Origin of the sequence: Pseudomonas sp. NFACC13-1 (assembly GCF_900104425.1) — a bacterium.
Classification (GTDB): domain Bacteria; phylum Pseudomonadota; class Gammaproteobacteria; order Pseudomonadales; family Pseudomonadaceae; genus Aquipseudomonas; species Aquipseudomonas fluorescens_AA.
Window position 1 is genome coordinate 74,676 of the sequence record NZ_FMXV01000023.1, and the last position, 19,570, is coordinate 94,245.

Consider the following 19,570-nt stretch of genomic DNA (forward strand, 5'->3'; position numbering starts at 1 on the left):
CGAAGGGGGCATTATCCAGTGGCGATAACAATAAAAGCGCCAGGCCCATGACCCGAACAGCCAGAGTCACCGACCCCTCCTACGAGTTGATGGACGACCATAACGGGCTGTCCATCATCTACCGCCAGCACGGCTTTCCCTGCCCGCTGGTGCGCTGGCATTTCCACAAGGAATACGAGCTGCACTTGATCGTCGCCAGTTCCGGCAAGGTGTTCATTGGCGACTACATCGGCAACTTCTACCCCCAGTCGCTGTTTCTCACCGGACCCAACCTGCCCCACAACTGGATCAGCCAGGTGGCCGAGGACGAAGTGGTGCCCAAGCGCGACATGTTGGTGAACTTCACCGACGAGTTGTTCGAAAGCGGCCACCAGGTATTCGCCGAACTCAAGACGGTCGCACCGCTGCTCGAACGCGCCCAATACGGCATCGAGTTCCGTTGCAAGCGCACCATCCGCCAGGCCATGAGCCTGATGCAGCGCATCGCCGATTCCCAGGGCATGAGCCGCCTGGGGCACTTTTTCATCCTGATGGAGCTGCTGGCCGCCACGGATGACTACCAACTGCTGTCCGGCGCGACCGCCCCGCAAACGGCGGACGAACACAGCATCGACCGCACCAACCGCGCGGTGGACTACATCTTTGCCCATTACGCCCGGGAGCTGCCCCTGGAAGAAGTCGCCGAACACCTGGGCATGAAACCCACCTACTTCAGCCGGGTGTTCAAACAGGCCACTGGCCGCTGCTTCATCGAATTCGTCAATCGCCTGCGCATCAGCAAATCCTGCGAATTGCTGGCCGACGGCGACAAACCGGTGACGGACGTGTGTTTTGAGTCCGGCTTCAACAACATCTCCAATTTCAATCGGCGCTTCCAGCAGCTCAAGGGCATGACGCCTTCCCACTACCGGCGGCTGGCGGTGCAGCGGTTGACCGAGCAGAACCAGGGCTGACCCTGTGGCGAGGGGATTTATCCCCTCGCCACAGATGAACTCCCCACCAGAAATTTTCTTGAGTGCAAAAAAGTATCAGTACAAGTGCGACGGATGATTTGTCACACCGTCCATTGAAGGCTGTAATCAGCGCACATTCTTCCCTTCATCCGGAAGACACAAAAACAATAACTGTCCTTCCGCAGCTTTCGGGCGCGGAAAAGGAGTGCGCGATGAAACCTTCGGTAAAAGCTCTGCTTGTCTCCACCTGCATGACCCTCAGTAGCGTCAGCTTCGGCGCACAGACCCTCACCATTGCCACTGTCAACAACAGCGACATGATCCGCATGCAAAAGCTCTCGAAAACCTTCGAGGCCGAGCACCCGGACATCAAGCTCAACTGGGTGGTGCTCGAAGAAAACGTCCTGCGCCAGCGCCTGACCACCGACATCGCCACCCAAGGCGGACAGTTCGACGTGCTGACCATTGGCATGTACGAAGCTGCACTCTGGGGCGCCAAGGGTTGGCTGGAGCCGATGAAGGATTTGCCGGCCTCCTACGACCTGGACGACGTTTTCCCTTCCGTGCGTGATGGTTTGTCGGTTAAAGGCTCTCTATACGCCCTGCCGTTCTATGCCGAAAGCTCGATCACCTATTACCGCACGGACCTGTTCAAGGACGCCGGGCTGACCATGCCCGAACACCCGACCTGGACCCAGATCGGTGAGTTCGCAGAAAAACTCACCGACAAATCCAAGGAGCAATATGGCCTGTGCCTGCGAGGCAAGGCCGGTTGGGGCGAGAACATGGCGCTCATCACCACCCTGGCCAACGGTTATGGCGCGCGCTGGTTCGACGAGAAGTGGCAACCGCAATTCAATGGCCCCGAGTGGAAAGACGCACTCAACTTCTATGTCGACAACATGAAGAAATCCGGCCCGCCGGGTGCCTCCAGCAACGGTTTCAACGAAAACCTGGCGCTGTTCAACAGCGGCAAATGCGCGATCTGGGTGGATGCCAGCGTCGCCGGCTCGTTCGTCACCGACAAGACCCAGAGCAAGGTATCCGATCACGTTGGATTCACCTTCGCTCCCCACGAAAAAACCGACAAAGGCACCTCGTGGATGTACTCCTGGTCGCTGGCCATCCCGACCAGCTCCAAAGCCAAGGAAGCCGCCACGGTCTTTACCACTTGGGCGACGTCCAAGGAGTACAGCCAATTGGTCGCCAAGACCGACGGCATTGCCAACGTACCGCCAGGCACCCGCACCTCGACCTACAGCGACGAGTACATGAAGGCCGCGCCGTTTGCCAAGGTGACCCTGGAATCGTTGAAAGTCGCCGATCCGAAAGCGCCAACCCTCAAACCGGTGCCCTACATCGGCATCCAGCTGGTGACCATTCCCGAATTCCAGGCCATCGGCACCCAGGTGGGCAAGTTCTTTTCGGGCGCGCTGACCGGCCAGCAGACCGTGGACCAGGCGTTGACCGCCGCGCAGTCCACCACCGAACGCGAGATGAAACGCGCTGGGTATCCCAAGTAGTCAGCTTATTGAGGCCCGCTCCCGATACCTGTGGGAGCGAGCTCGCTCGCGATGAGGGCCTTCCGGCCAATATCACGAGTGACTGACACGACGCCATCGCGAGCAAGCTCGCTCCCACAGTGGATCTTCATAGGCCCGCAAAAATCGGTTCAATGCCATGAATAGCTCAACTACAACCGCCAAAGCCCCCATCGAGATTGCCCCGCCGCCGGCGCGCAAGATCCGCCTGGCCAACCCCGGCTGGTTCCTGGTCAGCCCTTCGGTGGCCTTGTTGCTGCTGTGGATGATCGTGCCGCTGGGCATGACCGTCTACTTCTCGATGATCCGCTACAACCTGCTCTACCCCGGCGAAAACGAATTCGTCGGGCTGGAGAACTTCACCTATTTCCTGACCGACTCGGGTTTCATGCCCGGCGCCACCAATACCTTGTTGCTGGTGGGCAGCGTGCTGTTTATCAGTATCGTCCTCGGGGTATTGATCAGCGCGCTGCTGGAGGCCAGTGAGTTTTTCGGTCGCGGCATCGTCCGCGTGCTGCTGATCTCGCCGTTCTTCATCATGCCCACCGTCGGTGCGCTGATCTGGAAGAACCTGATCTTCCACCCGGTCTCGGGCATCCTCGCCTCGGTGTGGAAGCTGTTCGGCGCCCAGCCGGTGGACTGGCTGGCCCATTACCCGCTGCTGTCGATCATCATCATCGTGAGCTGGCAATGGCTGCCCTTTGCGATTCTGATCCTGATGACCGCCATGCAGTCGCTGGACCAGGAACAGAAAGAAGCCGCCCGCCTGGACGGTGCCGGCCCCATTGCGATCTTCTGGCACCTGACCCTGCCGCACCTGGCCCGCCCGATTGCCGTGGTGCTGATGATCGAAACCATCTTCCTGCTGTCGGTGTTCGCCGAGATCTTCACCACCACCAACGGTGGCCCCGGCTATGCCTCCACCAACCTTGCCTACCTGATCTACAACCAGGCGCTGGTGCAGTTCGACGTCGGCATGGCTTCGGCCGGTGGCCTGATTGCCGTGGTCATTGCCAACATCGCCGCCATCATCCTGGTCCGGATGATCGGCAAAAACCTCACCGACAAGCAATGAGGCCGTCGCCATGACTCTTCAACAATCCCGTCGCCTGCAAAGCCTGCTGCTGGGCACGCTGGCCTGGGCCATCGCGATCCTGATCTTTTTCCCGATCTTCTGGATGGTGCTGACCAGCTTCAAGACTGAAATCGACGCGTTCGCCACGCCGCCGCAGTTCATCTTCACGCCGACCCTGGAGAACTACCTGCACATCAACGAGCGCAGCAACTACTTCAGCTTCGCCTGGAACTCCGTGGTGATTTCCTTCAGCGCCACCGCCCTTTGCCTGCTGATCGCGGTACCGGCGGCCTACTCCATGGCGTTCTATGAAACCCAGCGCACCAAAGGCACGTTGTTGTGGATGCTCTCCACCAAAATGCTGCCACCGGTGGGGGTGCTGATGCCGATCTACCTGCTGGCCAAGCAATTTGGCCTGCTGGACACGCGTGTCGCGCTGATCATCATCTACACGCTGATCAACCTGCCCATCGTGGTCTGGATGATTTACACCTACTTCAAGGACATTCCCCGCGACATCCTCGAGGCCGCACGCCTGGATGGCGCCACGCTCTGGCAGGAAATGGTCCGCGTGCTGCTGCCGATTGCCAAGGGCGGCCTGGCGTCCACCGTGCTGCTGTCGCTGATCCTGTGCTGGAACGAGGCGTTCTGGTCGCTGAACCTCACCTCTTCCAAGGCCGCGCCCCTGACGGCATTGATCGCTTCCTATTCCAGCCCGGAAGGTTTGTTCTGGGCCAAATTGTCGGCCGTCTCGACCCTGGCCTGCGCACCGATCCTGATCTTTGGCTGGATCAGCCAGAAACAGCTGGTGCGCGGTTTGTCCTTCGGCGCGGTGAAATGAACCGTCAAAAGATCGCAGGCTTCGCCAGCTCCTACACACAGCCCACAGCCTTCACGAGCCCTGTAGGAGCTGTCGAGTGCAACGAGGCTGCGATCTTTCCCAGTCAACTGAATAAATGACAAGTGGAGGCCCATCATCATGGCCAACCTGAAAATCAAGAATTTGCAAAAGGGTTTCGAAGGCTTCTCCATCATCAAGGGCATCGACCTTGAGGTGAACGACCGCGAGTTCGTGGTCTTCGTCGGCCCGTCGGGCTGTGGCAAATCCACGCTGCTACGGCTGATCGCCGGTCTGGAAGAGGTCAGCGACGGCACCATCGAACTGGATGGCCGGGACATTACCGAAGTCAGCCCGGCCAAGCGCGACCTGGCCATGGTGTTCCAGACCTACGCCTTGTATCCGCACATGAGCGTGCGCAAGAACATGTCCTTCGCCCTCGACCTGGCCGGTGTGCCCAAGGCCGAAGTCGAGAAGAAGGTCAACGAAGCGGCGCGCATCCTCGAACTGGGGCCGATGCTCGAGCGCAAGCCCAAGCAACTGTCCGGCGGCCAGCGCCAGCGCGTGGCGATCGGTCGGGCCATCGTGCGCAACCCGAAAATCTTCCTGTTCGACGAACCGCTGTCCAACCTCGACGCCGCCCTGCGGGTGCAGATGCGCCTGGAACTGGCACGCCTGCACAAGGAGCTGCAGGCGACCATGATCTATGTGACTCACGACCAGGTCGAAGCCATGACCCTGGCCGACAAGGTGGTAGTGCTCAATGGCGGGCGCATCGAACAGGTCGGCTCACCGCTGGAGCTGTATCACCAGCCTGCCAACCTGTTTGTCGCCGGGTTCCTCGGCACGCCGAAAATGGGCTTCCTCAAAGGCAAGGTCACCGCCCTGGACAGCCAGGGCTGTGAGGTGCTGCTGGACGCCGGCACGCGTATCAACCTGCCGCGCAGCGGTGCCAGCCTGAGCGTTGGCGGCGCGGTGACCCTGGGGATTCGTCCGGAACACCTGAACCTGGCGCAACCGGGCGATTGCACGTTGCAAGTCACCGCCGACGTCAGCGAGCGACTGGGCAGCGACACCTTCTGTCACGTCGTCACGACATCCGGCGAAGCCTTGACCATGCGGGTTCGCGGCGACCTGGCGAGCCGTTTCGGCGAGCAACTGAGCCTGCACCTGGACGCCGAACACTGCCACTTATTCGATGCCGAGGGCGTGGCGGTGAGCCGCGCGCTGCGCGCCGCCGCCTGATTGCCGAGAATTGCGATGAAACTCAACCGACAAAACCTGCACAACCTCAACCCCGACGTAGCCCTGCCCGCCTACCCCTTGGGCGACATCCGCCAGGGCATCGCCCATATCGGTGTCGGCGGTTTCCACCGGGCTCACCAGGCCTACTACACCGATGCGCTGATGAACACCGGTGCCGACCTGGACTGGGCCATCTGCGGCGTGGGCCTGCGGACCGAGGATCGCCGCGCCCGGGATGACTTGGCCAGCCAGGATTACCTGTTCACCCTGTACGAGCTGGGCGATACCGATGACACCGAAGTCCGGGTGATTGGCGCGATCAATGACATGTTGCTGGCCGAAGATGGCGCCCAGGCGCTGATCGACAAGCTGGCCGAGCCGCAGATCCGCATCGTTTCGCTGACCATTACCGAAGGTGGCTACTGCATCGACGACAGCAATGGCGAATTCATGGCCCATCTGCCGCAGATCCAGCACGACCTGACCCATCCCGAAGCACCGAAAACCGTCTTCGGCTTTCTCTGCGCCGCCCTGGCCAAGCGTCGCGCGGCCGGTATCCCGGCGTTCACGTTGATGTCTTGCGATAACCTGCCCCACAACGGCGCCGTGACCCGCAAGGCGTTGCTGGCCTTCGCCGTGTTGCGCGACGCGGAGTTGGGGCAGTGGATCGACCGCAATGTCAGCTTCCCCAACGCCATGGTCGATCGCATCACACCCATGACCAGCGTCGCCCATCGCCTGCAACTGCATGACGAACATGGCATCGACGACGCTTGGCCGGTGGTCTGCGAACCATTCGTGCAGTGGGTGCTGGAAGATAAATTCGTCAACGGTCGCCCGGCCTGGGAAAAGGTCGGCGTACAGTTTACCGATGACGTTTCTCCCTATGAAGAGATGAAAATCAAGTTGCTCAACGGCAGTCACCTGGCGTTGACCTACCTGGGCTTTCTCAAGGGTTATCGCTTCGTCCACGAAACCATGAACGACCCGCTGTTCGTGCGTTACATACGCGCCTACATGGACCTGGACGTGACGCCCCAACTGGCACCGGTACCGGGCATCGACCTGACCGCCTACAAGAACACCCTGGTGGAACGTTTTTCCAACCAGGCGATTGCCGATCAGTTGGAGCGGGTCTGTTCGGACGGCTCGTCGAAGTTTCCAAAATTCACCGTCCCGACCCTCAACCGCTTGATTGCCGATGGCGGCGAAACCCGCCGTGCGGCACTGGTCGTGGCGGCCTGGGCCATGTACCTGAAGGGCGTGGACGAGAACGGCGTGACGTATTCGATCCCGGACCCGCGGGCAGCGTTCTGCCAGGCATTGGTGGCTGACGATGCGCTGGTGACCCAGCGGATGCTGGAGGTGGAAGAAATCTTTGGCACGGCGATCCCCCGCTCGCCGGAGTTCGTGGCAGCATTCGAATGGTGCTGCAACAGCTTGCGCGAGCACGGGGTAACACGAACACTTGAGCGGGTATTGGCTGACGCAGAATAAGCCTGCGGATGCGGTCGCTTTTTGTGGCGAGGGGATTTATCCCCGCTGGGACGCGAAGCGTCCCCAAGACACGAACAACTCAGTGAATCTGACACACCGAGTCGTCAGTGTCAGGGCTGCTTCGCAGCCCAGCGGGGATAAATCCCCTCGCCACAGGCTCCACCATGTCCCGGCCCAAACAGTTCTGTGCTGACGGTTCATTGATATCAAGGATTTCTATGGCAAACCAACAACTGTTCCTGGGCATCGACTGTGGCACCCAAGGCACCAAGGCGCTGATCCTGGATGCGATCAGCGGCCAGGTACTTGGCCAGGGCGCCGCTGCCCACAGCATGATCAGCGGGGCCAACGGTCGTCGTGAACAAGACACCCGGCAATGGCTCGACGCATTCACCCAGGCGACTCATCAGGCGTTGGCCGCCGCCGGGGTCGATGGCCAGGCGATCCTCGGCATCGGCGTGTCCGGCCAGCAGCATGGCTTGGTGCTGCTTGACGACCAGGGGCAGGTCTTGCGCCCGGCCAAGCTGTGGTGCGACACCGAGACGACGCCGGAAAACGATCGGCTCCTGGCGTACCTGGGCGGTGAAGACGGCAGCCTCGAACGCCTCGGCGTGGTGATCGCGCCGGGCTACACGGTTTCCAAACTGCTCTGGACGCAGGAGCAGCATCCCCAGGTATTCGAACGCATCGCCAGCGTCCTGCTGCCCCACGACTTCCTCAACTACTGGCTCACCGGCCGCCATTGCAGCGAATATGGCGATGCCTCGGGGACCGGCTATTTCAACGTGCGCACCCGCCAATGGGACGTGCAATTGTTGCAACACATCGACCCCAGCGCACGTTTGCAAGCGGCGCTGCCGGAGCTGATCGAGGCCCATCAGCCGGTCGGACGCATCCTGCCGGCTATTGCCGCGCACCTGGGCATCAACCCCGACGCAGTGGTGGCCAGTGGTGGCGGCGACAACATGATGGGCGCCATTGGCACCGGCAACATCCAGCCCGGCGTGATCACCATGAGTCTCGGTTCCTCCGGCACGGTCTATGCCTATGCCGCCGAACCCGCGATCAGCCCGCAACCGTCAGTGGCAACGTTCTGCTCCTCCAGCGGTGGCTGGCTGCCATTGATTTGCACCATGAACCTGACCAACGCCACCGGGGCGATTCGCGAGCTGCTGGACCTGGACATCGACGCCTTCAACGCCCTGGTCGTCCAGGCCCCGATTGGTGCCGAGGGTGTCTGCATGCTGCCGTTCCTCAACGGCGAGCGGGTACCTGCCCTGCCCCATGCCACCGCTAGCCTGCTGGGCCTGACCACCACCAACCTGACCCGGGCCAACCTGTGCCGCGCCGTAGTCGAAGGCACGACCTTCGGTTTGCGCTATGGCTTGGACCTGTTACGGGCCAACGGGCTCAAGGCCCAGAGCATTCGCCTGATCGGTGGAGGCTCGAAGAGCCCGGTGTGGCGGCAGATCGTCGCCGACATCATGGACACCACAGTCATTTGCACCGAACAAAGCGAAGCGGCTGCGTTGGGTGCGGCGATCCAGGCGGCGTGGTGCCATTCAGGCGCGCAAGACAGCCTCGCCGAACTGTGCGAGCGCTGCGTCAAGCTCGACGCGGCCAGCGAAACCCGGCCAGTCACCGCCCATGTCACGGCGTCCCAGCAGGCCTATGAACGTTATCGACAACACGTCGCAACCCTTTGAGAGCGGGCAATTATGTATCTGGTGTGTGGTGAAGCGCTGTTTGATTTTTTCAGTGAAACCGAGGCGGATGGCCCTGCCTCGCAGGTGAACTACAAGGCGATTGCCGGTGGCTCGCCGTTCAATGTGGCGGTGGGGTTGCGCCGCCTGGGTATTGAATCGGCGCTGTTCACCGGATTGTCCACCGACTACCTGGGCCGTCGCTTGCAGCAGGTGCTGCTCAACGAAGGGGTCAGCACCCGATACCTGCTGGACTTCGACGCGCCGACCACCCTGGCGATGGTCGCCGTAGGCGCCGATGGGTCGCCCCACTACAGCTTTCGCGGCGAAGGGTGTGCCGACCGGCAACCGAGCCTGGCCCATTTACCGGAACTGGGTCCTGAAGTGCGTGGCTTGCATGTCGGCTCGTTCTCGCTGGTGGTCCAGCCCATTGCCGACACGCTCCTGGCCCTGGTGCAACGGGAAAGCGGCCGGCGCCTGATCAGTCTCGACCCGAACGTGCGGCTCAACCCTCAGCCGGACATCGAACTATGGCGTTCGCGGATCGCGACACTGGTGCAATATGCCGACCTGATCAAGGTCAGTGACGAGGACCTGGGCCTGCTCTACCCAGCAATCGAGCCCCAGGCGGTCATCGAAGGTTGGTTGAAGCACCGTTGCCAAATGGTCTTCCTGACCCGTGGCGGCCAGGGGGCTACGGTTTTCAGTCGCCAGCACGGCACATGGTCGCTGCCTGCCTGCCCGGTGAAGATCGCCGACACCGTGGGTGCGGGCGATACCTTCCAGGCCGCGCTGATTGCGTGGCTGACTGAACAACAATTGGATTCGATCGAGGGCTTGCAGACACTGACCCGCGAGCAGGTCAGCGCCATGCTTGAGTTCGCCATTCGCGCCGCAGCACTGACGTGCGGCAAAACCGGGCCGGACCTGCCCTATCGGCAGCAACTGGCCTGACTTGCGCGTTATAACTGAAAAGCTGGACGCCGGGTTCGGACATCACCGGACCCGAGCGTCAGGGGAAAAATGACAAGGCCGTAATCAGCGCCCGGTCATTCGATGGTGTTGCTGATGAAAGTGATTGCCTGCGGCGGGGTTGTGGTCAAGCTCCGTACGCAACTCGGCAATCAGGTCGTTGATGGCTCGGCACCCGGTGAGTTTCCTGGCATCGATATTCGTTTTGAGCAAGGCCACATGGTCGGTCCTGTGGTCATCGAAGATCTTGATCGTCATCGTCAGCTCAGGTGACAACGTGCATTGCGAGCGCTTGGGCAGCAAGCTGCTTTCAATGATGTTTCGCATTTCGAGGGCAGATAAAAACATGGCGACTCTCTCCTGTTGAGGCGGCCAATTTATGTTCACGACGGCGGTACTTTCGTCCGTTTTCTTCCCTGCGGACTGGGACTCTGGATACCGTGCCGTTCGTTCTTTCTTGGCGTTTTCAGTTAACGAGTTCACTCAAGCGAACTCCTGAACCATCCCGCAAAAAATATGCCTGTATTGACGACCTTCCGGATTGATATGAATCAAGCGCTTAGCTTCGTCCCGCGCCAGAGAGCTCGTGCAAAGTGCAAGGAAAGGCTGTTTTTTCCATGCAAACTGCAATCACTTTTATCCTGTTCGCAACCTAGATTAGTCCCTATTGCGAAGAAGAAAGTGGGCATCCGTCGCCTGCTATAAAAAAAGTGTGACGTAGCGTAAAAAACTCAAAGAGCTCCTGCCGCCGCCCGCTCCGCCACATGGCCTAAACTGTCGAAATTGATGTTGGCACCCGAATCGATCGCGACCAAGGTCTCGCCTCGCGCGCCCGTGTTCGCCACGTATTGCTTGATGCCCGCCACCGCCAACGCCCCCGACGGTTCGGTGATCGAACGGGTGTCGTCATAGATGTCCTTGATCGCGGCGCACAGTTGGTCGTTGCTCACGGTCATCACCTCATCGACACAGAAACGGCAGATATCCAGGCCATGGGCGCCGATCTGCGCCACGGCCACGCCGTCGGCGAAGGTTCCCACCTCGGGCAAGGTCACTCGCTCCCCGGCGATCAGTGCAGCCTGGAGACAGGCAGAGTGCTGCGACTCGACGCCAATGATGCGAACTTCGGGGCGCAGGTACTTGACGTAGGCCGCGATCCCGGCGATCAACCCCCCGCCTCCGACCGGAACGAAAATCGCGTCCAGCCGGCCGGGATGCTGGCGCAGGATTTCCATGGCGACGGTGCCTTGCCCGGCAATCACCTCCGGATCGTCGAATGGCGAGACGAACTCCCGCCCGGTCTGCTCGGCCAACTCCAGCGCATGAGCCAAGGCAAACGGAAAACTGTCGCCGTACAGCAGCGCCTCGGCGCCGCGGTTGCGCACGCCTAGCACCTTCAGTTGCGGGGTGGTCACGGGCATGACGATGCTGGCCGAAATACCCAGCTCCCGTGCCGCCAGCGCGACGCCCTGGGCGTGATTGCCGGCTGACGCGGTGATGACGCCCCGTGCCCGCTGCTCCGGGGTCAGGTGCACGAGCTTGTTGTAGGCACCGCGGATCTTGAAGGAAAAAGTCGGTTGCAAGTCTTCGCGCTTGAGCAGGATCCGGTTGCCCAAGGCCTCGGACAACGCGGGCGCCGCTTGCAATGGCGTGCGCACGGCCAATGCGTAGACCGGCGCGGCGAGGATTTTCTTTACATAGTGCTCAAGCAGGGTTTGCTCGGTGTGGGCAGCGGTCATGGCGATCTCCTGGTTCGCTCGGAGCCCAGGAGACAGAAAGAAAAAACCCGCCTCGAGGGCGGGTTCGGTGCAGCCGTCAGCTAGCCCGCCAAATAAGGAATGGCGGTAATAATGCTTGGCTGGCTGCGCAATACGGGTGAGTTCATGCCTGGAAATTAGCGGTGCTGCGGCGGCAAGTCAATGGGCAATATCAAGTGCCAGCCGATATTCGCTGCATTGACCTCAAGTGAACAGCATCACCTGTGGGAGCGAGCTTGCTCGCGATTGCTATGGGTCAGCCAACATGAGCGCTGACTGACGCACCGCTATCGCGAGCAAGCTCGCTCCCACAGTTTTCTCCAATTATTTGAGGCCGACTTTGTACAAGGCTCCGTCGTCCTCATCCGTCAACACATAGAGATACCCATCCGGGCCCTGGCGGACATCCCGGATTCGCGCCTTGAGCTCGCCCAACAGGCGCTCTTCATGGACGACCTTGTCGCCTTGCAATTGCAGGCGGATCAGTTCCCCCGACACCAAGGCACCGATGAACACGCTGTGTTGCCAGGCCTTGAAACGCCCCTGGTCGTAGAACGCCATGCCGCTGAGCCCCGGTGAGACCTGCCAGACGTGGTGAGGGTCAAGGGCGCCTTCGACGGTCTTGCCCTGGGCCTCGGGAATCGGGGCGCCGGAGTAGTTGATGCCGTGGGTCGCCAGTGGCCAACCGTAGTTCTTGCCGCGCTCGATGATGTTCAATTCATCGCCGCCCCGGGGCCCGTGCTCGTTCTCCCAGAGGGTGCCACTCCAAGGGTTGAGTGCGGCGCCCTGGGGGTTACGCATGCCGTAGGACCAGATCTCGGGACGCACGCCTTTCTGGCCGACGAATGGGTTGTCGTCGGGCACCTTGCCATCTGGGTAGATGCGCACGATCTTGCCTTGCAGTTTGTCCAGGTCCTGGGCGGTGGGCCGGTCGTTGTTTTCCCCCAGGGTAATAAACAGATAGCCGTCGCGGTCGAAGACCAGTCGCGAGCCAAAGTGGTTGCCCGTGGACAGCTTGGGTTGCTGGCGGAAGACCACATCGAAGTTCTTCAGGCTCTTGAGGTCTTCGGCCAGTTGCCCCCGCCCCACGGCGGTACCGGCCTTGCCGTCTGCGCCCGCCTCGGCATAAGACAGATAGACGGTACGATCCTGCTTGAAGTCCGGTGACAGCACCACGTCCAGCAGGCCGCCCTGGCCCTTGGCCCACACTTCGGGCACGCCGCTCAAGGGGGCGGACAATTGGCCGTCGGGGCTGACCACGCGCAGGTTGCCCCCTCGCTCCGTCACCAGCATGCCCTGTTGGCCAGGCAGGAACGCAACGGACCACGGGTGCTCCAGCCCCTTGACCACGGTGGTCACTTCCAGCGTGCCCTCCTCGCTCTTGAATGACTGGGTTGGCGCGGCACTGGCCGGGGTGGCGAGGGTCAGGACAGCGCTGGCGCAGAATGCGGCCAGGAGTGTTTTACGCAACATGCACATTTCCTTCTGCGGTGTTGAAAGAGAACAACGGGTACCAGCGCCTAGCGGTTGCCATTCTGGCTGTTGCGCTGTGGCGCAGGAGACTCGATGGTCGGTCGCGGCGAACCCGACGGCTGGCCGGAACGCGGATAGCCATTGCCAATGCCGCCATTTTCCAGGGTCGGTGGCCGTGGTACCGGCACTGTCGGGTTGTGATGAATCGTCGGCACGTTGGGCCGGGTGCCCTGCATGCTATTGGGGTTGGCCCGGCGCGTCGGGCTGTTATAGGGATTGTCGTTACCCGGCAGGTTTTGGGCCAGGACCGTTGGGCCTGTGCTGGGCGTGGCGGCCTGGGCAGCGGCAGTCAGTAATAGCGTCATGATGACGAGCATCAGCCTGTTCATGGGGACACCTCTTGGGTTCAGGCATATCGAAAGCACGCTACGCCGCAGGTTCGCCCTTGTTAAGCGAAATAACCCGGTGAAGATGTAACGAAGCGTCTCCAAACACCGGTGTGAGCAAGCTTGCTCGCCCCGCAATGGAAACTTTTCCCGAGGCGCGAAGGTCACCAGAAAGACATCCACCGGCAAGGAAAACACCACCATGGCTCGGGCAATCTGGAAAGGCGCAATCAGTTTCGGGCTGGTTCACATCCCCGTCGCGCTGGTGTCGGCCACCTCTTCACAGGGCGTGGATTTTGACTGGCTGGATAAACGCAGCATGGACCCGGTGGGCTACAAGCGGGTCAACAAGGCTACGGGCAAGGAAGTGAACAAGGAAAACATTGTCAAGGGCGTCCAGTACCAGAAAGGCCAGTACGTGCTGCTCAGCGAAGAGGAAATCCGCTCCGCCCACCCCAAGTCCACCCAGACCATCGATATCTTTTCTTTTGTCGCCAGCGAGAAGATCCCCCTGCAAAACATCGACACGCCCTACTTTCTCGCCCCCGACAAACGTGGCGGCAAAGTCTACGCCCTGCTGCGCGAAACCCTGGTCAAGACCCACAAGGTAGCCCTGGCCTACGTCGTGCTGCATACCCGCCAGCACCTGGCCGCCCTCATGCCCCTTGAATCGGCCCTGGTGCTGGTGATGCTGCGCTGGCCCGCGGAGGTGCGCGAGCTGGATGTCCTGGAATTGGGCGACGAGGTCACGAATCCGACCCTGGCCAAGGGCGAGCTGGAAATGGCCAAGCGTCTTGTGGAAGACATGAGCGCCGACTGGGAGCCGCAAGAATACCGGGACAGTTTTGCAGACAAGATCATGGAACTGGTGGAGAAAAAGGCCAACGAAGGCCGCCTCGAAGCCGTGGAGACCGATCCGGGCGAAGAACAACGCAAGACCGCCGATGTCATCGACCTGACCGAGTTGCTCAAGCGCAGCCTGGGCGGCAAGGGCAAGGGCACCGACAAATCCGCCGGCAAGCCCCCGGCAAAATCCGCGAAAACCAGTAAATCCGCTCCTGCCAAAAAAGCCACCAAGGCCTCCCGGGGCTAAAACCCTGGCGTGTGCAATACAAGGGAATCTGTCATGGCCAACGCCGAGAGTGAATCTGCTCGTTTGTCCAATACCGAGTCGGACGCAACGACGCCCCGCAACCCTGGCCGAGGGGGCAAGACAGCCCCGGGCCCCCGTCTGCCCGAGCGTCTGTCGCCGCAGCTGGCCACGCCCGTGGACGAGCCACCCACCGGTGAATGGCGCTATGAAGTCCAGTTCCACGGTTATCGCCTGCTGACCCGCATCGAACACGGTGAAGTGCGTTTATACAACCGCAATCACCAGGATTGGACCGATCGGCTAAAGCTGCATGCCGACGCCCTGGCCGGGTTGGGCCTGGGGGACAGTTGGCTGGACGGCGAACTGGTCCTTCTCGATGAAACGGGCCACTGCGATTTCGCCGCCCTGCGCGAGGCCTTCGAAATCAGCCGCACCGTTGACATGGTGTATTTCCTGTTCGATGCGCCCTTTCTCAATGGCGTCGACCTGCGCCAGGCGCCGGTGGAGGAACGCCGTGCGGCGCTGAAAAAAACCCTCGGCAACAACGCCAGCAAGCGCCTGCGCTTTTCCGAGTCGTTTTCCGCCAGCCAACACGACATGTTCGAAAGCGCCATCGCGCTCTCACTGGACAGCGTGGTCGGCAAGCGCTTGGGCAGCCCTTATATGTCCCGCCGAAGCGCCGACTGGGTAAAGCTCAAGTGCCGCCTGCGCCAAGCCTTCGTGATCGTCGGGTTCACCCGCCCCCAAGGCAAGCGCAGCGGTTTCGGCGCGCTGCTGCTGGCCGTCAACGGAGCAACGGGGCTGGTGTATGCCGGCCGGGTCGGCACAGGGTTCAGCCAGGTACAGATCAAGCAATTGCATGAGCAACTGTGTACCCAGCAGCGCGAGACCTCGCCACTGGCTGAGCCGCTCAACGGTACCCAGGGACGCGGCGTGCAATGGGTCGAGCCGACCCTGACCTGTGAAGTGGAATTCACCGAGTGGACCCGCGATAACCAGGTGCGGCAAGCTATTTTTCTGGGCTTGCCGCCCCATACACTCGCCAGCACAGTGGTTCGGGAGCAGCCCCTGCCGATAAAGCCCTCCACGCCAAAACCCCAGCGTCGCAAAAAAGCCAGCACCGCCAAAGTCGACGGGGTAACGATCACCCACCCCGAGCGGGTCATCGATAGCGTCAGCGGCGTGCAAAAGGCCGAGCTGGCGCAGTATTACCTGGACATCGCCCCTTGGATCCTGCCGCACCTCAAGTTGCGCCCGGTAGCGCTGCTGCGGGCACCGGACGGTATCGGCGAAGAACTGTGCTTTCAAAAACACGCCGATCGCCTGGAGATTCCCCACATCAAGCAGCTGGATCCGCAACTGGACCCGGGCCATGCCGCCCTGATGGAGATCGATGATATCCACGCGCTGGTCGGCGCGGCGCAGATGGGCACGGTGGAATTGCACACCTGGGCCGCGACCCATGATCGGATCGAGACACCTGACCTGTTTGTCCTGGACTTGGACCCGGACCCGTCACTGCCTTGGAGCGCCATGATCGAGGCGACCCGCATGACCTTGGCGGTGCTCGACGAGCTGGGCTTGCAGGCCTTCCTCAAGACCAGCGGTGGCAAAGGCATGCATGTGATCGTGCCATTGGCGAGAAATGAAGACTGGGACACCACCAAGGCGTTCGCCAAAGCCATCTCTCAGTTCCTGACCCGGCAAATGCCCGAGCGCATCACCGCCACCATGGGACCGAAGAACCGCGTCGGGAAAATATTCGTCGATTACCTGCGCAACGCCCGTGGAGCCAGCACAGTAGCCGCCTATTCGGTACGTGCCAGGCCAGGCCTGCCGGTCTCGGTGCCAATTTCCCGGGCCGAGCTGTCGACCCTGCGCAATGCCCAGCAATGGGACATGTATACCGCGCTGGAACGGGCCAAAAGCTTGGGCGCCGATCCTTGGGAGGGCTACAACCACCGCCAGCGGATTACCGCCAGGATGTGGGAGCAACTGGATGCGCAAAAACCCGAGGCATGAGGACAATCCAGCGTTCAAATCCAGACGAAGATCGCTAGTAAACCAACGAAAAAAGCCCACTTCTGCAGGTAATACAGCGTGCGGTTGCGCTTCTTCAGGGCCTTGCCTTGCAACCGGATCTTGTAGAGCCTGGAGAACGCCCGGTTCAGGCCGCCCGTCCTGTCACCCGCGTCGTTGGGCGCACCGGCCGCCGCCATCACGGTACGACTGAACCAGCGGTTGAAGGCGGTGGCCCAGCGAAACCTCATCGGCCGTTCCACGTCGCAGAACAGGATAATGCGGTTTTGGGCGGTGGTGTTCTCGGCGTAATGGATGAACGTTTCGTCGAAAATCACCGCTTCGCCATCACGCCAATGATAGGGCTCGCCATCGACATTGATGTAGCAGCCGGCATCGTTGGGCGTTTCCAGGCCCAAGTGATACCGATAGGACCCGGCATACGGGTCGCGGTGGCGGACCAGCTTCGATCCCGGCGGCAACTCGGCAAACATCGCTGCCTTGATCGAACCGATGCTTTGCACCAGTTCCGTGGTGCGTGGGCACAGCTTCATGGCCGAGGGATGGCTGTCGCCGTACCACTTCAGGTAGAAACGCTTCCAGCCGGTCTTGAAGAATGAATTGAAGCCCACGTCGTCATACTGATTGGAGCGCTTGATCTCCCCGGCGCGCAGCAGGCTTTGGCCTTCGGCCCGGATCTCTTCCCAATGGGCCTGCAACGGGCTCAGGTCGGGGAATTGCGCCGGGCTCAGGAAAGGCTTGTTCGGCAGTTTCGAGCACAGGTAAAGCAGGCAATTGATCGGCGCCAGAAAAGACGAATGATCGCTCAACTGGCGCCCGATCTTATGCCGCACGCGTCCGCGCAGGTGAACGTAGCCAATGGAGAGGAGGTAAATCGCGACAATGATGAGCTTCACGAAAGTCCGTCACAATGCAGGAGTGAACAGGCTGCGTCTCCAGGCCAGCCAAGCGGCAAGGGAGATGGCATCGGGTGAGATGGCATTTTAGCCACAGGTTGTAAGCAAAAGTTATCCCAAAGTTGTGAAAAACTGTCTTGCCCGGGCAATCCCCTATCGTTTATGCGGCCAGATCAGTACAATCGCCGCCAAATATCACGCGCCCCCTTTGGCCGATACCGCAAATCGCGGCTTCGGCGTACGTCTGCCGGGCCAGGCGCTCCGTATGCTGCTGTCCTCTTATGCCGGATGGACCCTTGCGCTTGCGACCACGACGCCTTTGCGCGGTCGGAACGTGCGCAAACAGGTACTGAACAGGTACTGCCGCACCCTTAGCTACTCTGAATGTTCCGCAGGATAAACCTTTGATCTCTACAGCTAACATCACGATGCAGTTCGGCGCCAAGCCACTGTTCGAAAACGTCTCTGTCAAGTTCGGCGCGGGTAACCGCTACGGCCTGATCGGTGCCAACGGTTGCGGCAAGTCGACCTTCATGAAAATCCTCGGCGGCGACCTCGAGCCCTCCGGCGGCCAGGTCATGCTCGAACCGAACGTGCGCCTGGGTAAACTTCGCCAGGATCAGTTCGCCTACGAAGAACTCACCGTGATCGACACCGTGATCATGGGGCACGAAGAGCTGTGGAAGGTCAAGGCCGAGCGCGACCGCATCTATTCGCTGCCGGAAATGACCGAAGAAGACGGCATGGCCGTGGCCGAGCTGGAAACCGAATTTGCCGAGATGGACGGCTACACCGCCGAATCCCGCGCCGGTGAACTGCTGTTGGGCCTGGGGATTGGCATCGAGCAGCATTTCGGCCCGATGAGCGAAGTGTCGCCAGGCTGGAAACTGCGTGTGCTGCTGGCCCAGGCGCTGTTCTCCGACCCGGAAGTGCTGCTGCTCGACGAGCCGACCAACCACTTGGATATCAACACCATCCGCTGGCTGGAAAACGTGCTGACCCAGCGTTCGAGCCTGATGATCATCATCTCTCACGACCGTCACTTCCTGAACAGTGTCTGCACCCACATGGCGGACCTGGACTACGGCGAACTGCGCCTGTTCCCGGGCAACTATGACGAGTACATGACCGTGGCGACCCAGTCTCGCGAGCAGTTGCTGTCGGACAACGCCAAGAAGAAAGCACAGATTTCCGAATTGCAGTCGTTCGTCAGCCGCTTCTCGGCCAACGCCTCGAAAGCCAAGCAGGCCACCTCCCGCGCCAAGCAGATCGACAAGATCCAGCTGGCCGAGGTCAAGCCATCAAGCCGCGTCAGCCCCTTCATCCGTTTCGAGCAGACCAAGAAACTGCACCGCCAGGCGGTCATTGTCGAACGCATGGCCAAGGGCTTCGACGGCAAGCCGCTGTTCAAGGACTTCAGCTTCACTGTCGAAGCTGGTGAGCGCGTAGCGATCATCGGCCCGAACGGTATCGGCAAGACCACCTTGCTGCGTACCCTGGTCAATGAACTGGAACCGGATGCCGGTACCGTGAAGTGGACCGACGCCGCGGAACTGGGCTACTACGCCCAGGACCATGCCCATGACTTCGAAGACGACGTCAACCTGTTCGACTGGATGGGCCAGTGGACCCAGGGCGGCGAACAACTGGTGCGTGGCACCTTGGGCCGCATGCTGTTTTCCAACGACGAGATCCTCAAGTCGGTCAAGGTCATTTCCGGTGGAGAACAGGGTCGCATGCTGTTCGGCAAGTTGATCCTGCAGAAGCCAAACGTGCTGGTCATGGACGAACCGACCAACCACTTGGACATGGAATCCATCGAAGCGCTGAACCTGGCGCTGGAAAACTACCCGGGCACCTTGATCTTCGTCAGCCATGACCGGGAGTTCGTATCGTCCCTGGCCACCCGCATCATCGAACTGAGCGCCGACGGCGTGGTCGATTTCAGCGGCACCTATGACGACTACCTGCGTAGCCAGGGTGTGGTGTTCTAAGGGCAGCTGCGAGTTGCAAGCTTCAAACGGCAAGTAAAAAGCCCTGTCCACTGTGACAGGGCTTTTTGTATTTCAATGCGCTTATCCCGTGATGCAATTCATGCAAG

16 protein-coding genes are annotated in these 19,570 nt (G+C 60.8%); 11 read left to right on the top strand and 5 right to left on the bottom strand.

The annotated features are described in order from the left end of the window. Positions 1–47: 47 nt before the first annotated feature. From BLQ55_RS23860 to BLQ55_RS23895, 8 genes are all read left to right on the top strand, one after another. The gene (locus tag BLQ55_RS23860) at positions 48–953 is read left to right on the top strand and encodes an AraC family transcriptional regulator (RefSeq protein ID WP_060742529.1); all 906 of its coding nucleotides are present in this window, start codon (positions 48–50) and stop codon (positions 951–953) included. A gap of 212 nt (positions 954–1,165) precedes the next feature. Further along, positions 1,166–2,476, top strand: a complete 1,311-nt coding sequence (locus BLQ55_RS23865) for an ABC transporter substrate-binding protein (RefSeq protein ID WP_092200812.1) — start codon at positions 1,166–1,168, stop codon at positions 2,474–2,476. Positions 2,477–2,633: 157 nt separating this feature from the next. After that, complete coding sequence (locus BLQ55_RS23870; RefSeq protein WP_092257530.1) at positions 2,634–3,569, top strand: carbohydrate ABC transporter permease; 936 nt, start codon at positions 2,634–2,636, stop codon at positions 3,567–3,569. Between the two features lie 10 nt (positions 3,570–3,579). Further along, positions 3,580–4,410, top strand: a complete 831-nt coding sequence (locus BLQ55_RS23875; RefSeq protein WP_092257533.1) for a carbohydrate ABC transporter permease — start codon at positions 3,580–3,582, stop codon at positions 4,408–4,410. Positions 4,411–4,548: 138 nt separating this feature from the next. Beyond that, complete coding sequence (locus BLQ55_RS23880; RefSeq protein WP_092200806.1) at positions 4,549–5,652, top strand: ABC transporter ATP-binding protein; 1,104 nt, start codon at positions 4,549–4,551, stop codon at positions 5,650–5,652. A gap of 15 nt (positions 5,653–5,667) precedes the next feature. Continuing rightward, positions 5,668–7,149: a mannitol dehydrogenase family protein gene (locus BLQ55_RS23885; RefSeq protein ID WP_092257536.1), complete on the top strand. Its 1,482-nt coding sequence runs from the start codon at positions 5,668–5,670 to the stop codon at positions 7,147–7,149. A gap of 218 nt (positions 7,150–7,367) precedes the next feature. Further along, positions 7,368–8,855, top strand: a complete 1,488-nt coding sequence (gene xylB, locus BLQ55_RS23890; RefSeq protein ID WP_092257539.1) for a xylulokinase — start codon at positions 7,368–7,370, stop codon at positions 8,853–8,855. A 12-nt stretch (positions 8,856–8,867) separates the two neighbouring features. Continuing rightward, positions 8,868–9,806 carry a carbohydrate kinase family protein gene (locus BLQ55_RS23895; protein ID WP_092257542.1) on the top strand — a complete coding sequence of 313 codons (939 nt, stop codon included), beginning with the start codon at positions 8,868–8,870 and terminating at the stop codon, positions 9,804–9,806. An 84-nt stretch (positions 9,807–9,890) separates the two neighbouring features. Here the strand turns inward: BLQ55_RS23895 and BLQ55_RS23900 are convergent, their stop codons facing one another. The 4 genes from BLQ55_RS23900 to BLQ55_RS23915 form a co-directional block, all read right to left on the bottom strand. Then, positions 9,891–10,172: a DUF1652 domain-containing protein gene (locus BLQ55_RS23900; protein ID WP_060742536.1), complete on the bottom strand. Its 282-nt coding sequence runs from the start codon at positions 10,170–10,172 to the stop codon at positions 9,891–9,893. 383 nt (positions 10,173–10,555) lie between these two features. Beyond that, complete coding sequence (ilvA, locus tag BLQ55_RS23905; RefSeq protein ID WP_092257545.1) at positions 10,556–11,563, bottom strand: threonine ammonia-lyase, biosynthetic; 1,008 nt, start codon at positions 11,561–11,563, stop codon at positions 10,556–10,558. Positions 11,564–11,905: 342 nt separating this feature from the next. Next, positions 11,906–13,054, bottom strand: a complete 1,149-nt coding sequence (locus BLQ55_RS23910) for a PQQ-dependent sugar dehydrogenase (RefSeq protein ID WP_092200795.1) — start codon at positions 13,052–13,054, stop codon at positions 11,906–11,908. Positions 13,055–13,101: 47 nt separating this feature from the next. Next, a complete protein-coding gene (locus BLQ55_RS23915; RefSeq protein ID WP_092257548.1) occupies positions 13,102–13,443 on the bottom strand; it encodes a hypothetical protein in 342 nt (113 codons plus the stop codon). 199 nt (positions 13,444–13,642) lie between these two features. Between BLQ55_RS23915 and BLQ55_RS23920 the strand changes: the two genes are divergently transcribed. Beyond that, the gene (locus BLQ55_RS23920; protein WP_092257551.1) at positions 13,643–14,533 is read left to right on the top strand and encodes a non-homologous end joining protein Ku; all 891 of its coding nucleotides are present in this window, start codon (positions 13,643–13,645) and stop codon (positions 14,531–14,533) included. Positions 14,534–14,566: 33 nt separating this feature from the next. Beyond that, entirely contained in the window at positions 14,567–16,555 is a 1,989-nt protein-coding gene (gene ligD / locus BLQ55_RS23925; RefSeq protein ID WP_092257554.1) for a DNA ligase D, read from the top strand. 14 nt (positions 16,556–16,569) lie between these two features. Here the strand turns inward: ligD and lpxO are convergent, their stop codons facing one another. Then, positions 16,570–17,469, bottom strand: coding sequence for a lipid A hydroxylase LpxO (gene lpxO / locus BLQ55_RS23930; protein ID WP_092257557.1), 900 nt, complete (start codon positions 17,467–17,469; stop codon positions 16,570–16,572). Between the two features lie 404 nt (positions 17,470–17,873). Here lpxO and BLQ55_RS23935 point away from each other — a divergent pair, with 404 nt between their 5' ends. Next, positions 17,874–19,463 carry an ABC-F family ATPase gene (locus tag BLQ55_RS23935; RefSeq protein ID WP_092257560.1) on the top strand — a complete coding sequence of 530 codons (1,590 nt, stop codon included), beginning with the start codon at positions 17,874–17,876 and terminating at the stop codon, positions 19,461–19,463. Positions 19,464–19,570 lie beyond the last annotated feature (107 nt).